Genomic DNA, 13,688 nt, shown 5'->3' on the forward strand with positions numbered 1-13,688 from the left:
GCTCAGAACTCCTTGGTGATCAGCGCGATGATCGAGTTTTCCCGGTATTCGTTGACCCGGCTGTTCGAATCCCGCTGCTGATAGCGATAGGACAGGCTGCCCCGCAGGTCCGGGGCGAACTGGCGGTTCAGGCTGGCGCGGAAGTAGAAGAAGTCGTCTTCACGGTCGCTGCCCAGAAACTCCGTGCGCGAGACCCCGGAGCTCAGCTCCGTGGTGGTGCGCGGCCCCAGCGTCAGCTCCCAGAAGGCGATTACGCCGGTGCGGCGATTGTCGTCCTCGAACAGGCCCACACCGGTGTCGAACTCCGCCTCGCGTCGGGTCTGGTAGGCGGTGACCCCAAATACACTGAGGCCGGTGTCGTAGCGCCAGTTCGCGCGCACGCTGCGGGTCAGGTAGAAGCCCTCGACTAATGCTTCTTGAGAGACCACCGCACTATCGATCACGCCGAAAGCCGCTTCCGGGTTTTGGTCAATCCACTCATCGAAGGTCATACCTTCCAGTTCAGCCCGCTCCGCCAACCCGGCTATCCCTGTCGCTAGGTCAGCCATGTTGATGGCCTGGAACTCGCGACGATCACGCGTGGAGGTGATCCCCTCGGTGTAGCTCACGCTGTAGCTGGCGCGGCGGCTGCGGTGCGTCGCGCTGAGGGCTCGTGTTGTGCCGAAGAAGCGCTCGCCGTAACGCGCCTCGACGGAGGTCACCGGTGTCGGGGTCCAGCCGACACCGACCTCCCAGAAGCTGCCGTCGTTTTCGTCGCGCAGGGTTTCGTAGTCGTTGAACTCTTCGCCCACGACGCCGAACACGCGCAGGGTGCGGCCGATGTTGTACCCGAGGGTTGCGCTGATCTCGCTGAACTCGCCCTCCAGCCCGTCTTCGTACTTCAGCCGGTCGTAGAATCCCGCCAGCTGCCAGAACACGCGATCAAAGGTCGGGCCGCTGTCCAGGGTGTATTCCGCGCGGTTGCCGGTGCTGCTGGCCCGGTTGCTGCGGTGGTAGTGCCGCTCGTCGTAGGTGTAGCGAATGTCCTGGCGGGCAAAGGTGCCGAACTCGTTCTGCAGGTTGGGCGACACGCTGTAATACGAGGTCTCCTCGATATTGCTGCGTGGCGTGCTGCCGCCAATGCCGACCGGGTCCAGCAGCGAGGTGGCCTGCTCCCGGCGCGAGGCAGTCACGTCGACAAAGAACGTGTCCTCGATGACCTCGGTCTGGTTGCGGGCGCGCAGCATGTGGGTCGTGCGGTCTTCGCTCGACTCGGACAGGTGGGTGCGATGGTTCAGCTGGTAGTCCACGCGGGTGTCATTGCGCACGCCGTCCCGGCGCAGGGTGAAGCCGGGGCGCGCATGCCCGATCAGATCCGCATCTTCCTGCCCGCGGGGGGCCAGGCGGACGTTGTCGGTCGCCTCCACCCCTACCGTGACGCGCGGCGTGAAGTCCCATTCGGTGGCCAGGCCCGAGGCGGGCAGCGCCAGCGTGCCGCCGCCCAGTACGGCGACCAGGCAGATCGCCCGGCCGTTGCGTGCCGGGGCCTCCCTGCGGTATGCGGCCCGCACCCGTCCCTGGTTAGTGCTCATGGCTCACCTCCCCGTACGGGCGCTCGTGATAGTAGCCCGTGCCGTAGCCTAGTCCCGGTGTGGAGGGCGCACGGTTGAGTGCGGTCAGGACCACGTCGCAGCCGGCGAGCTGCTGCATCGCGTTCTCCACCGAGGCGGCCGGGGTGCGCTCGGCATCGACTACCATCACGACCTGCCCCATCCCGGCGGCCAGCACGCCCGGCTCGCTGGTGGCCAGTAGCGGGGGGGAATCGAACAGGATGATGCGGTCCTGGTAGCGATCGTGGAGTTCGTCCAGCAGGGCCCGCATCCCGTCACTGGCCAGGATCTCGGTGGATCGCCCGTGCGGGCGCCCGGCGGGCAGCACCGAGAGGTTCTCGATGTTGGTCCGCATCAGCACATCGGGAATGCCGAGGTCCGGCTCCGTGAGGACGTCCATCAGCCCGCGCTCGGCCTTGAAGCCGAGGACCTTCGGGATCGTCGGCTGGGCCACGTCGGCGTCGACCAGCAACACCGTGCGGTCGACCTCCATCGCCATGCTGATCGCCAGGTTGGTGGCCAGAAAGGTCTTGCCCTCGCGCGGCAGCGAGCTGGTCACCATGATCAGCCGCCCGCGGGGTATCCGCATGGCCGAGTGGCGCCCGAACGCGTTGTTCAAAAGCGGCCGCTTCATCATGCGGATCTCTTCGGCCAGGGTGGAGCGCTGGTCGCCGGGCACGATCAGCCCTTGCCGCCGCAGGTGCCCGAAGTCGATGCGGGCCGCCGCCGGGTGCGCGCCGTGCTCGGATGCCGGGGTCTCCGGGCTCCCCGCCTCCCGGTCCGTGTGTCCGGATGCTGCGTCGGCGGGCAGGGGGTGTATGGGAGCCGACCGGCTCTTGTCGAGGGCTTTTTCAATGATGCTCATGAGCGTCTGGCTCCCCTTGCCGTGCGCTGGCCTGCAGGGCCCGCGCCTCCATGGAACAAATGCATCCCGGTCCCTGATGCCTCGCGTGCGATCCGCCGGGCCGATGGCCGCGGCTGTTCATCGCAACAGGCTCAGCAGTTCGTCGAGAACACCGGCCGATCCGGTGAGATAAAGACCCATCACCACCGCGTACACCAGAAGCAGGGTGGCCAGGGCGATCGAGAAGGCCGACAGTTCCAGCCTGCGGCGGCGCCGTATCTGGGGTGTGCGTACGGCCGAGATGGTGCCCAGCACCGGGCGGCCGGCGATCTCCGCGAGCTGCCGTCGATTGCTGACCGTCCGCCGCAGCTGTGAAAGCAGGAAGGCGAAGCCTGTCCCCGCGCCCAGGCCGGCCAGCAGGATGCCGGTGGCCATCAGCGGGCGATCGGGCGCCGAAGGGGCCGTCGGTCGCCGCGGCGGTTCAAGGACGCGGAAATCGACCGAGTCGGTCTCCGATTCAACCGCGCCCGACATGATTGCCTGCTCGCGTCGGCTCTGGAGCTGACGGTAGGAGTCGCGCAGTACGTCGTAGTTACGCGTCAGCGCGGTCAGCTCCGACTCCACGGCCGGGGCGCGGTCGACGTCCTGTTCCAGCCGCGCGACCCGTGCCTGGAATTCCTCGATGCGGGTCTCCAGCATCGCGATATCGCTCTCGGCGTCGGTAATCGCGGCCTGCAACGTGTCGCTACCCCCGCTACCCCCAATGGGCACTACCGCCGGGTTGCGTGCGTAGTCGGCGGCTTCGCGCGAGCGGCGCTCTTCCAGTTCCGAGAGGATGCGCCTTGCGGCGACGATGTCGGGGTGGTCGTCGGTGTAGCGATGCCGCATGGCATCGATGTTTTCCTGCAGGTCATTGATCCGGCGGTCCAGCTCCGGGTTGCGGTACTGCGCCCTCACCGTGCCGCCACCCGACCGGCTTTCCTCGGCACGGCGCTGTAACGCGGCCAGGCGGCTGTGGGCCTCGCGCAATTGCAGCTCTGCCTGAGCCACCTGTTCGCGGCCGCGCTCCAGGCGCGAGTAGAAGTTGCCGTCGCCGCTGATAAAGCGCGCATTCTGCCGCTTGAAGTCTTCGATCTCGGCTTCCCTGGCCTGCAGCTGGCGCTCGTAGATCTCGAGCTGACGCTCAATGAACCGCTGCGAGGTGCTCAGATCCAGGCGCGAGTCGCCAAGACCGCGCTCCATGAACAGATTCACCGTCTCGCGGACCACGCGCTCGGCGACATCAGGATTGCTGTGGCGAAAACGCACGGTGAAGATGTTTTCGCGCCGTTCGCCGTCCAGGGTCAGCCTGCCGCGCAGCAGGTTGACCTGTGCGTCGAGGTCGGCGCTACCCATGTAGACGTCCAGGTCGCTTTGCCGGGCGATGGTCTCCAGGTTGTCGCGGCTGAGCAGGGTGCGCGTCACCATCCGCAGCCGCTCTTCTGTATCCGGGCGCACCGTCATCCCGCGCAGCAGCGGATTCAGCACGGACTGAGTGTTGACGAATACCTGCGCATTAGCCTGATAGGTATCCGGTAGGCTCTGGATGTAAGCCCATCCGCCCAGACACACAATCCAGGCAATCGGCAGAATCCACCAGCGTCGGCGCCAGGTGGCGCGTGCCCGCTGAATAAAATCCTGAACAATCTTTTCCATTTCTTGCTGCCCCCTGTTAAACCCTTTGACGTTCAATGACGCCTTGTGGGTCTTCGAACGGAGTAACAGTTCTCCGGTAAAAGGGTTCCCCGCAAAGCCCTTTTTCACCTTGCCTGGGCCCCTAGCCGGGAGACGTCTAGGGCTATTGAAGATCGTTTGTTTTCCCTTGTCTACACATGTCGAGAATGTTTACACCAGAAAAAATTTTGAAGCTGAGTTTTCTAATAAATTTTCGCGGTTTTATAACGGATCAGGGGTTTACGTTAACTGGTACGCAGTTTGCTGGGCTTTGTTCGATTAGGCTCGAAACGGCTGCGGCAGGGGGGTGGCCTGGCGGTTGGGAGGGATTCTCAAATGCACGACGATCTGGGCCAGAGAAGCCTCGCGCAGAACCTGGCGGAGTTCTGGCATCCCGCCATGCTCAAGCGGAACTGGAGCGAGCGCCTCGCGCTGATGAACGACATCTACCGACAGCTCCATCGATTCAGCACCAGTGACGAGGAGTACGAGTCCTGGGCCGGACAGCTGGTGGAGGCCGTAATCGACCGGCTCGGGGAACCCCCGATCACGGATCCATCTCAGGCCGATCTCTACGCCTGCTCGCCGAACCCGAGGCACTGGTCGTCCGCATTCGCCTGGCGCTACGGACGCAAGACATCTGGCCGGCCCGAGCAGCGCTGCTGGCCGCGGTATGCGGTCGACCTGCTGACCGAGATCGGTATCCGAAAGGAGTGGCGCAAGTGCCGCCTGATGGATCTTTCGCGGGGTGGCGCGCGGATTGCGCTGGTCGGGCAGTACCCGTATTTGCCGCCCGATACCGCCTTGCAGCTAATGCTCCCGACCGCCGGGACCTTCGATGCCGTCGTGGTATCCGATCGCCGGGTAGGTCTGGGCCTGCGTTTTCTAAGGCGCAATGGCCCGGGTCAACGCATCGATACGACGGCCTGAAAGCATGTGTCTCTGGCCGGGGAGATCCGTACTGAACTGCGCAATGGAGGAAGAACGTTTGTATACCCATGCTGGCGTCGAACCGGGACGCCCCACCTCAGATCGTTGCCTGCCGGATGGGCATTCCCCGTCCTATCAGGTGTATCTCGCCACAGGCGCCCGGGCGCGGCGCATTCACTATCGGATGCGCTACGCGGTGTACTGCCTGGAGACCGGTTTTGAAGCGGCCGAGCGTTACCCGGAGGGGTTCGAGCGCGACGTCCACGATGAGCACGCCGCTCATTTTCTGGTGCGGATGGGCGGACTGTACGACGGCGGGCGCTGGGTTGGCGCCATGCGCCTGATTCGGCCGGAGGCGGGTCCCCTCCCGACCATGGCCGCCGGGCATCTGTTTCCGGATGCCTTTGCTACGCCCAGGGTCGAGTCCCCGCGGGTGCTCGAGGTTTCCCGCCTGATTGCCCGTGGTTCCCCGGAACGCGGATCGCCGCGTTTGCTGTATCACCTTTGCCAGGCCGCCCAGGCCTATGCCGAGGATCACGGGTATGACTTTCTGCTGTTCATGATTCGCCCAGCCCTGGCCCGTCTGCTCCAGCGCCACCACATCCCCATCGAGTTGTGTGGCGAGGCCTGCGACCATCGGGGGCTGCGGCTGCCGTTCCGGGCCCCGACTGCCGAGTCCGGCCTGGCGCTGTCGGCCTGGCGCCGCCGGCTGGGGCTGGGCGACACACCGGAGCGCCCTCACTACGCGCAACTGGCCGGGCACCCACCGTTCCCGTACCGAGCGGCACCGGGGTACAAGCGTTGCTGGCGCCCGCGTGCGTATCACGCCCCAAGGGCTATGGAAGTGCCCTGTGCAGGATGACCCGCTCATCACGGCGTTCTGCCGCTATTTTTCTCTGGTGAAGCCGGACAAGGAGCAGCTGGAGGCGGTGTACCGACTGCGCTACGAGGTCTACTGCCGAGAGTTCCGTTACGAGTCTCCGGAGAACTGCCCGGGCGAGCGCGAAATCGACGAATATGACGCCCAGTCCTCGCATTGCCTGCTGGAGCATGTGGTGAGCGGCACCCACGCCGGCTGCGTCCGGGTCGTTCATGTCGACGCGCGTCAGAAGATCCACGAACTCCCGATGGAGCGTCACTGCGAGAACTGCTTTTACGAGACCGAGTACCGCCCGGACCGCCTGGAGCGGGACGCGATCTGTGAAGTCTCCCGGCTGGCCGTCAATGGCCTGTTTCGGCGACGTCTGGGGGAGTCGGTCACGCCGGTTGGCGACCTTCACCTGCTGAATGTGCCTCTGGAACAGGCGCGTACCTTCCCGCTGCTGGCGTTGAGCCTGTTCATGAGCGCGGTCGCCATGATGGAGATCCAGGGCCGCTCGCATGCCTTCGCCATGATGGAGCCGTCGCTGGCGCGCATCCTGCGTCGCCATGGCCTGCAGGTGAAGCAGATCGGCACGCTTCAGAACTACCATGGCCGCCGCGCGCCGTTTCATATTAGTCTGCTTACAGCCCTGGCCGGGATTCACCGTTCACCGTCGCTGAGCCAGCTGTATGCACACTCCTATGCCAACCTTTCCGACCCCCACCCCTCCGATTCTCTCTGGGACGCGATTGCCAGCGCGGCCTGATGCCTGAGTTCGACTATCACGCGGCGTTCCGGCGCACCCATGGCTGGGTGACCTGGCCAGAGCTGGAACGCCTGCGTGGTGCGCGAGTGGCCATCGCCGGTCTTGGCGGTGTCGGCGGGAGCCATCTGCTGACGCTCGCCCGCCTGGGGGTGGGGCGCTTTCATATCGCGGATTTCGACTGCTTCGAGCTGCACAACATGAATCGCCAGGCTGGGGCGGGGATGTCGCGTCTGGGCCGGCCCAAGGTTGAGGTCCTGCGCGAGATGGCGCTGGACATCAATCCGGAGCTCGAGATCACGACGTTCCCGGAGGGTGTGCACCAGCACAATCTGGAGGCCTTCCTCCAGGGTGTGGATCTCTACGTCGACGGGCTCGACTTCTTCGTGTTTCAGGCCCGTCGCGAGGTCTTCGCCGCGTGTGCAGAGCGCGGGATCCCGGCGATCACCGTGGCCCCGCTCGGCATGGGGGCGGCGTTGCTTAACTTCCGCCCGGGTGGCGTGTCGTTCGATGACTACTTCGACCTGCGCGACGGCTTGCCCGACGAGGAGCTGGCGCTGCGTTTCATGATGGGCCTGGCCCCGTCGATGATGCAGATGGGCTACCTGGCCGATCCTGCCGCCGTCGACCTGAAGGCCCAGCATGGCCCGTCCACCGTGATGGCCTGCGAGCTGTGCGCCGGGGTCATGGGTACCGAGGCCCTGAAGATCCTGCTGGGGCGGGGTCGCGTCGTCTGGGCCCCGCACGGTGTTCACTTCGATGCCTACCGCCAGCGCCTTGCCCGCACCTGGCGCCCCGGTGGCAATCGCAACCCCCTGCAGCGTTTGCTACTGGCCATCGGCCGCCGACGGCTCGCGCGTCTCCGGGCGAGCGGGCAGTAATAACGCTTCAGACGAGGTGCCCACTCAGGCATAAAAAAACCCCTCGTCCGAGGACGAGGGGCCGGGAGAGGCTTTCCACCCAGGGGGGAGCAGAAGGCCCAACCACAAGGGCTGCTAGGCAGCCAGGCCGGTGTCGCGGCGGCGGCGTCGCGTGGCGACGAAGCCGAGCAGTACCAGCCCGGTTCCCAGCAGAAGCAGCATGGCCGGTTCGGGCACTTCCTGTCCGGACCAGCGGGCGTCGGCCGAGCCGACCACCTCAAAGGTAGTGCGCTGGTCGACTTCCTCGAAACCCTCGATGAAGTCGAACTGACCCGTTACACGGACATTCATGTAGAACGGATCCGGACTGGTAAAGAACTGCCGGCCTTCGTCCGAGAGCATCCACTCGTTGAAGATCAGGGCAAAGCTGCCGATGTCGTCCGAATCGGGGTCGAAGGAACCTGCGCCCCGCTCGAAGATGTCGGACCAGCCGACGAGGATGTCGTCACCCGTGCCGCCCAGGGCCACACCATCGGCCGCATCGTTCGAGTTGAATCCAAAGGTGGTATCCAGATTCGGGTCCAGATAGAGCGCGATCGAGCCGGTGGTGCCGGTGAACTCGCCCGTATCCGCATCGAAGTTCCCGGAGGACTCGAACACGGCATACAGACCGTAGAACAGGTCGCCATCGTCCCCGGTGGATCCCAGTCGGTTGCTGACCGATGTGCCGCCGAGGAAGTACTGACCCACGTTCCAGTAGGCCGCCGCGTCGAAGGAACCGTCGGCATCGAGGGTCAGCAGTTCCTCATACCCACCGGTAATGCGGTCGACTTCACGTTCACCCACGGCGATCGTCGAGAGATCGAGCTGCGAATCATCAATCGTAAAGACGCCGGCATGTGCGGTGCCCGCAAGCCCCAGACTGGCCACTGCCAGTACCGCCCCCAGCGCTGTTTGCTTGAACCTTTCCATGTTGTAATCCTCCACCAGTTAGAATCAATGTGTTTGAGTTAACGCTTACTTCTACTTCAATTTGCTAGTCGTCCTGTCTTGCGAGTGAAGTAAAGCAGGCTGCGTGCCAAGCGCGATAACTATCGGATTTGAAATAGTTTTTCGTTTGTTTTCCTTGGCCATGGAAAAGGGCCATGTAAAAAAAACGGACGGCAGGGATTGGGGGCTCGGCCGTTCTTTCCGTGAAGGAGATGCCACATGTCCAAGCGTGCCAAGACCCGCGACGAGATTGCCGAAGCCTACAAGTCACCACCGTGGTGGTACGACGCGCGGGGGTTTTTCATCCTGACCTTTGCCTACAACAGCACCCTGGGCGCCCAGATCCGGTTTTTTGGCGGCAACATGGGGGCCCGGCATCTGGAAATCGGCTGTGGCACGGGGACACTGCTGGAGATGGCAATCAAGTGGCGGCGCCGGCGCAAACTGCCGGAGAGCGAAGTTGTCGGCGTGGATTACGCCGAATCCATGCTGGCGGGCGCGCGCCACCGCTTCGCAAAGGACGAGCACGTGACTGTCAAACACGCCGACGCCGCGGAGCTGCCGTTTGCCGATGGCGAGTTCGATACGGCCAACATCGCCAACTCGGTGCACTGCTTTCCGGATGTGGACGGCGCCATCCACGAGGCCTTTCGGGTGCTCAAGCCGGGGGGCACCCTGGCCGCAAACGTCCTGCTGTACCCGCGTACGCCGCAGCCACTGAAGGCGATTGCCGAACGTATCAACCGCTGGGGCATGCGCAAGGGCATCCTGCATACCCCGTACGAGGCCCGCGATATCCTGAGCCGCTTCACCAGCGCCGGATTTCAGGTGGTCGACTCCTCGATCTCGGGCAACTGCTACAACCTGCTGTTGAAGCGACCGTAATCGTCCTGGAGAAACGCTGAAGCCCACGTTCGCGTGGGCTTCAGCAGCCATTGCATCTTTCTCGCTTTTCGGGCCTATAACGACTCGCGCAACGACTGTGCCCGTTCGCGCTCCGGGAAGTCCTCGTGGGCCTCCAGTAGCTCCGTCAGCAGGGCGCGCGCCTGTTCGGTTTCGCCGCTGGCCTGATAGGCCTGCGCCAGATGGAACCCGATATCCGGTGCCTGCGGACTCATCCGGTAGGCCCGCTGCAGAGTCTCCAGGGCGCTCTCGGTGTCGCCGCCCTCCAGCAGTACCACGCCCAGGGTGTCGAGGATCGCGGGCTGATCCGGGGCCAGTTCGACGGCTCGCTGGGCGTACTCGCGGGCGCGCGGGTTGTCGATCTCGCGGGCCAGCCATGCCGCATTGTTCAGTGCAATGACATCGTTGGGCCGCTGTTCCAGCACGGTTTCGTAGGTTTCCAGAGCCTCGGCCTCGTGGCCGGCGTTGATCTGCGCCGAGCCGAGCAGGTGGCGCGAGGCCGCATCTTCGGGGTGCTCCTGCAGCCAGCCCTTCAGCGTCTCCAGGGCCGCCTCGGAATGGCCGGCGCGCTGCTGAGCCTGGTATTTTTCCACCAGCCAGTCGCGTCGGGACTCGCGCTCGAGTGCACGCTCGTAGCCTTCGATCGCTTTTTCGAGCTCGCCGGCTTGCGCGTCGAACCAGGCCTGCTGCGCGATCACCTGCGCTGCCTCCGGGGCGCGCTCCACGACGGGCTCGAAGACCTGACGCGCCTCATCGACCTCGCCGGCCAGACTCAGGTGGCGGGTCAGCACCATGCGTGCGCTCATATGGCTGGAGTCGATCGACAGCGTCTGGCGCAGGGCCGTGACCGCCTGCTCGGTCTCGCCCAGAGCGGCGAGATTGCGCGCCTGCCGGAAGCGCAGCTCCGCGGCATCCGGACGCAGTACGGCCAGGTGCCCAAGCGTCTGTGCCGCGCCCGCGAAGTCCCCCTCGCGCTCCTGCAGGTCGACCAGCAGGCCCAGCACTCGGGTGTCGTTGGGGTGATGTTCACGTGCTTTTTCCAGGGTGGATCGGGCGGCGGCGTGATCCTCCTGCTGGTTCTGGGCGCGTGCCAGCATCAGGTAGGGGTCGATCCGATCCGGGTGTGCCTTGATTGCGTCCTGCAGCCAGCGCTTGCCGGCCTCCATCTCGCCCTGCTGAAAGTGCAGTGTTGCCAGCCGAATCGCCGAGGTGGGATGCCCGGGGTCGCGTTCCTGGAGGTCCTCGAGGATCTCGCGGGCCGTCTCCAGGTTGCCCTGACGGACTTCGAGCGAGCTCAGGTTCAGGGCCAGGGTGCTGTTGTCCGGGTGGAGCGACAGCCCTTCCTGGTAGATCAGGCGGGCCTCGTGGATTTCGCCCAGCCCCAGCAGGGCGGCGCCCATCAGGTTGAAGCCCTGCGGGTTTTCCGGGTCTTTGTCGCGCAGGCGCTGAGTAGCCTCCAGGGCCTGTTCGTACTGCTCGTCACGGATATGTGCCAGCGCCACCGAATAGTCGGCCAGGCGTACATCCGCGCTTTCGCTGGCGACCCGGTGCAGCAGCGCCATGCCCTGCTCGTGGTCGCCGTGCCGCACCAGGGCGATTCCCAGCATCTCCTGCAGCTCCGGGCGGTCCGCGCGGTTGGCCAGGGCCTCGCGCAGGACCTCGATCCCGCTTTCGGTGTCGCCCTCGCCGATGTAGAGCGCGGCCAGTTGATCGCCCAGGGCCTCGATCAGATCGGGCCGTTCGCTCAGTGCCTCGGCCAGAATCCGCCGCGCTTCCTGCGTGCGGCCCTGTTCGATGCGCAGCTGGGCCAGCAGCCGGTAGCTCATCGCATTGGCCGGGCCCAGCGCATGATGGCGCTCCAGCAGGCGCTCCGCCTGGGACCAGTTGCCTTCTTCCAGCTGGATCGCCGCCAGATAGGGCATCGCGAGACGGTAGTTGGCCGAGGCCGCCAGCGCCTCTTCCAGATGGGGGCGGGCCTGCAGGGGTTCACCCGTCTCGAACTCGATCAGCCCCAGCAGGAAGTGGCCGCCGGGGTGATTGGGTGCGCCATCCTTCAGGAACTTGCCATCGGCCCGGGCCTCGTCGAACTGCTCCAGTTCGACGTGCATCAGCCCGCGCTTCAGGCGTTCGGCGATCGCATCCGGGCGCAGCTCGACGGCGCGACTAAAGGCCTTTAGCGCAGCCTCGGGGTCGCCCTGCACCCGTTCCAGATCGCCCTTGAGGGACCAGGCAGGGGAAAATTCGGAGTCCGTTTCCAGGGCCGCATCGGTCATCTTCATGGCCTGCTCGGCGTCGCCATCGGACATTGCCTGGTAGGCGCGCGCCAGGTGAATCTCGACCAGGTCGTCCTGCACCTCCCGGGCGGCCTCAAGATAATCCGATCCGGCGTTGGCATCTCCCGCCTGATAGGCCGCCAGCGACCGGTAGGCCAATAGACGCGCGGCATCCTCGCCTTCCAGGCCATCGGCCTCGGGGATCTCGGCGATCGCGCCACTGCCGCCCAGCATGAACAGCAGTCGCGCCAGGGGCAGGGCGTACTCGTTCGGGTCCGCGCCGGTCTCCAGGGCTCGTTGCAGGTGGCGCACGGCCGGTTCCGGCTGCTGGTCGCGCAGATAGGCGAGGCCCAGGCGGCCGCGCACCTCGGGGTCCGGGGTGTGCTGCAGCGCGTTGCGATATTCGATGGTGGCCGCGGCATATTCGCCCGCCTCCATGTGGCGCTCGGCACGTTCGCGGTGCTCGGCCTCGGTCGGGGTGCCCAGGGCATCGCAACCGACCAGAGTCAGCGCCATCAGCAACGGAGCCAGGCGCGGGAGGGTACGGCGGGGCATGCCCACCACACGGGATACAGAACGGGGAGTCTTCATGGCGGGTTTACCTCAGGCCAAATTTGTCGAGCAGGCTGTAGAGCGTCGGCCGTGTGATTCCGAGCTGGTCGGCGGCCTGGGCAATGTTGTTCTTGCTGCGAGCCATCGCTTTCAGGATGGCCTCGTGTTCCGCGCTGTCGCGGATGTCGCGTAGTCGGACTGCCGGGGCCTCGCCCTCGGGGGGCTCCAGGCCCAGGTCCTTCGCGGTAATCAACTGGCTGTCTGCCATGATCACGGCGCGGCGGATCAGGTTTTCCATCTCGCGCACATTGCCCGGCCAGTCGTAGGCCTCGATCGCGTGGGTGGCATCCTGGGTGAAGCCGCGGCGCGGCCGCCGCTGATCCTGGGTGAACCGGTCGAGCAGGTAGTGCGCAAGCAGCGTTGCATCGCCCTTGCGCTCGCGCAGGGGCGGAATCGAGACCGAGATCTCGCTGATCCGGTAATACAGGTCCTCGCGGAACTCGCCCTGCTGGATCAGCGCCTTCAGGTCCTGGTTCGTGGCGCCGATGATGCGCACGTTGACCGGAATCTCGCTGCGACCGCCCAGGCGTTCGATCTTGCGCTCCTGCAAAAAGCGCAGCAGCTTGGCCTGCAGGCTGTGCGGCAGGTCGCCAATCTCGTCCAGGAACAGGGTCCCGTTGTTGGCGTGTTCGATGCGGCCGATGGTCTGGCGCGTGGCCCCGGTAAAGGCGCCCTTTTCGTACCCGAACAGTTCGCTTTCCAGCAGGTTTTCCGGGATTGCCGCGCAGTTGATCGCCACGAAGCGTTCGGTGGCGCGCCCGCTCAGGTCGTGCAGTGCACGCGCCAGCACCTCTTTCCCGGTGCCACTCTCGCCCAGCAGCAGCACGGTGGCATCCGAGGGCGCGACACGCTCGACCACCCGGCAGACATCCAGCATCCCCGGGTCGGCGGTAATGACCCCGCTCAGGGAGGCCCCGGGCTTGCGCGCCAGCTTGCGGTTCTCCGCCTCGAGCTCGTACAGGTGGGCGGCGCGATCGACGATCATCCGCAGCAGGTCGGATTCGACCGGTTTGATGTAGTAGTCGTAGGCGCCCAGGGCCACGGCCTTGAGCGCGTTCTCGCGATCGTCATTGCCGGTGACGACGATGACCTTGGTCTCCGGGTCCAGCGCCAGGATGTCCTGCAGCAGGGCCAGGCCCTCGGAGGCATTGGCCGGGTCCGGCGGCAGGCCCAGGTCCAGTGTCACCAGCTCCGGCTGGTGGCGGCGCATCCTGGACATGGCACTTTCGCGGTCTTCGGCCTCCAGGATCTCGTAGCCCTCGAAGCACCAGCTCAGCTGGTTGCGCAGACCCTGGTCGTCTTCGACGATGAGAAGCTTCAGCATAGAACCCTCTTGCTCACCAGCGGTC

General features: G+C 65.3%; 11 protein-coding genes. 5 read left to right on the forward strand and 6 right to left on the reverse strand.

Features of this window, described 5'->3' with window-relative positions; translation table 11 throughout:
- Positions 1 to 2: 2 nt before the first annotated feature.
- From F579_RS0109585 to F579_RS0109595, 3 genes are all read right to left on the reverse strand, one after another.
- Positions 3 to 1,571, reverse strand: a complete 1,569-nt coding sequence (locus F579_RS0109585; protein ID WP_019025613.1) for a TIGR03016 family PEP-CTERM system-associated outer membrane protein — start codon at positions 1,569 to 1,571, stop codon at positions 3 to 5.
- Positions 1,561 to 2,454 (reverse strand): XrtA-associated tyrosine autokinase, encoded by an 894-nt coding sequence (locus tag F579_RS0109590; protein WP_019023410.1) that lies wholly within the window; start codon positions 2,452 to 2,454, stop codon positions 1,561 to 1,563. Before F579_RS0109590 ends, F579_RS0109585 begins: the two co-directional genes overlap by 11 nt.
- A gap of 117 nt (positions 2,455 to 2,571) precedes the next feature.
- Positions 2,572 to 4,128 (reverse strand): XrtA system polysaccharide chain length determinant, encoded by a 1,557-nt coding sequence (locus tag F579_RS0109595; RefSeq protein ID WP_019023409.1) that lies wholly within the window; start codon positions 4,126 to 4,128, stop codon positions 2,572 to 2,574.
- A 354-nt stretch (positions 4,129 to 4,482) separates the two neighbouring features.
- On the opposite strand from F579_RS0109595, the gene F579_RS0109600 reads away from it, so the two are divergent.
- Genes F579_RS0109600 through F579_RS0109615 form a run of 4 tightly spaced genes read left to right on the forward strand, consistent with a single transcriptional unit; the run spans position 4,483 to position 7,582 of the window.
- Positions 4,483 to 5,076, forward strand: coding sequence for a PilZ domain-containing protein (locus F579_RS0109600; protein WP_019023408.1), 594 nt, complete (start codon positions 4,483 to 4,485; stop codon positions 5,074 to 5,076).
- A 43-nt stretch (positions 5,077 to 5,119) separates the two neighbouring features.
- The gene (locus F579_RS0109605) at positions 5,120 to 5,938 is read left to right on the forward strand and encodes an acyl-homoserine-lactone synthase (protein ID WP_019023407.1); all 819 of its coding nucleotides are present in this window, start codon (positions 5,120 to 5,122) and stop codon (positions 5,936 to 5,938) included.
- A complete protein-coding gene (locus F579_RS0109610; protein WP_019023406.1) occupies positions 5,928 to 6,704 on the forward strand; it encodes a PEP-CTERM/exosortase system-associated acyltransferase in 777 nt (258 codons plus the stop codon). Before F579_RS0109605 ends, F579_RS0109610 begins: the two co-directional genes overlap by 11 nt.
- Positions 6,704 to 7,582 carry a ThiF family adenylyltransferase gene (locus F579_RS0109615; RefSeq protein ID WP_019023405.1) on the forward strand — a complete coding sequence of 293 codons (879 nt, stop codon included), beginning with the start codon at positions 6,704 to 6,706 and terminating at the stop codon, positions 7,580 to 7,582. Before F579_RS0109610 ends, F579_RS0109615 begins: the two co-directional genes overlap by 1 nt.
- Before the next feature lie 114 nt (positions 7,583 to 7,696).
- Here the strand turns inward: F579_RS0109615 and pepA are convergent, their stop codons facing one another.
- On the reverse strand, positions 7,697 to 8,533 hold the full coding sequence (gene pepA / locus F579_RS0109620; protein ID WP_019025614.1) for a flocculation-associated PEP-CTERM protein PepA: 837 nt from the start codon (positions 8,531 to 8,533) through the stop codon (positions 7,697 to 7,699).
- 237 nt (positions 8,534 to 8,770) lie between these two features.
- Between pepA and F579_RS0109625 the strand changes: the two genes are divergently transcribed.
- Complete coding sequence (locus tag F579_RS0109625; RefSeq protein ID WP_018139492.1) at positions 8,771 to 9,436, forward strand: class I SAM-dependent methyltransferase; 666 nt, start codon at positions 8,771 to 8,773, stop codon at positions 9,434 to 9,436.
- A 74-nt stretch (positions 9,437 to 9,510) separates the two neighbouring features.
- Here F579_RS0109625 and prsT read toward each other — a convergent pair whose 3' ends face one another.
- Both prsT and prsR read right to left on the reverse strand, forming a co-directional pair.
- Positions 9,511 to 12,291: an XrtA/PEP-CTERM system TPR-repeat protein PrsT gene (gene prsT, locus F579_RS0109630; RefSeq protein WP_026300974.1), complete on the reverse strand. Its 2,781-nt coding sequence runs from the start codon at positions 12,289 to 12,291 to the stop codon at positions 9,511 to 9,513.
- A gap of 34 nt (positions 12,292 to 12,325) precedes the next feature.
- The gene (gene prsR, locus F579_RS0109635; protein WP_019023402.1) at positions 12,326 to 13,663 is read right to left on the reverse strand and encodes a PEP-CTERM-box response regulator transcription factor; all 1,338 of its coding nucleotides are present in this window, start codon (positions 13,661 to 13,663) and stop codon (positions 12,326 to 12,328) included.
- Between the last annotated feature and the right edge of the window lie 25 nt (positions 13,664 to 13,688).

This window comes from Thioalkalivibrio sp. ALJ21 (assembly GCF_000378605.1).
Taxonomy (GTDB): Bacteria; Pseudomonadota; Gammaproteobacteria; order Ectothiorhodospirales; family Ectothiorhodospiraceae; genus Thioalkalivibrio.

Bases quoted from the DNA above. Each gene is read 5' to 3' on its own strand.
- F579_RS0109585 (WP_019025613.1), bottom strand. From the start codon at position 1,571: ATGAGCACTAACCAGGGACGGGTGCGGGCCGCATACCGCAGGGAGGCC.
- F579_RS0109590 (WP_019023410.1), bottom strand. From the start codon at position 2,454: ATGAGCATCATTGAAAAAGCCCTCGACAAGAGCCGGTCGGCTCCCATA.
- F579_RS0109595 (WP_019023409.1), bottom strand. From the start codon at position 4,128: ATGGAAAAGATTGTTCAGGATTTTATTCAGCGGGCACGCGCCACCTGG.
- F579_RS0109600 (WP_019023408.1), top strand. From the start codon at position 4,483: ATGCACGACGATCTGGGCCAGAGAAGCCTCGCGCAGAACCTGGCGGAG.
- F579_RS0109605 (WP_019023407.1), top strand. From the start codon at position 5,120: ATGGAGGAAGAACGTTTGTATACCCATGCTGGCGTCGAACCGGGACGC.
- F579_RS0109615 (WP_019023405.1), top strand. From the start codon at position 6,704: ATGCCTGAGTTCGACTATCACGCGGCGTTCCGGCGCACCCATGGCTGG.
- pepA (WP_019025614.1), bottom strand. From the start codon at position 8,533: ATGGAAAGGTTCAAGCAAACAGCGCTGGGGGCGGTACTGGCAGTGGCC.
- F579_RS0109625 (WP_018139492.1), top strand. From the start codon at position 8,771: ATGTCCAAGCGTGCCAAGACCCGCGACGAGATTGCCGAAGCCTACAAG.
- prsR (WP_019023402.1), bottom strand. From the start codon at position 13,663: ATGCTGAAGCTTCTCATCGTCGAAGACGACCAGGGTCTGCGCAACCAG.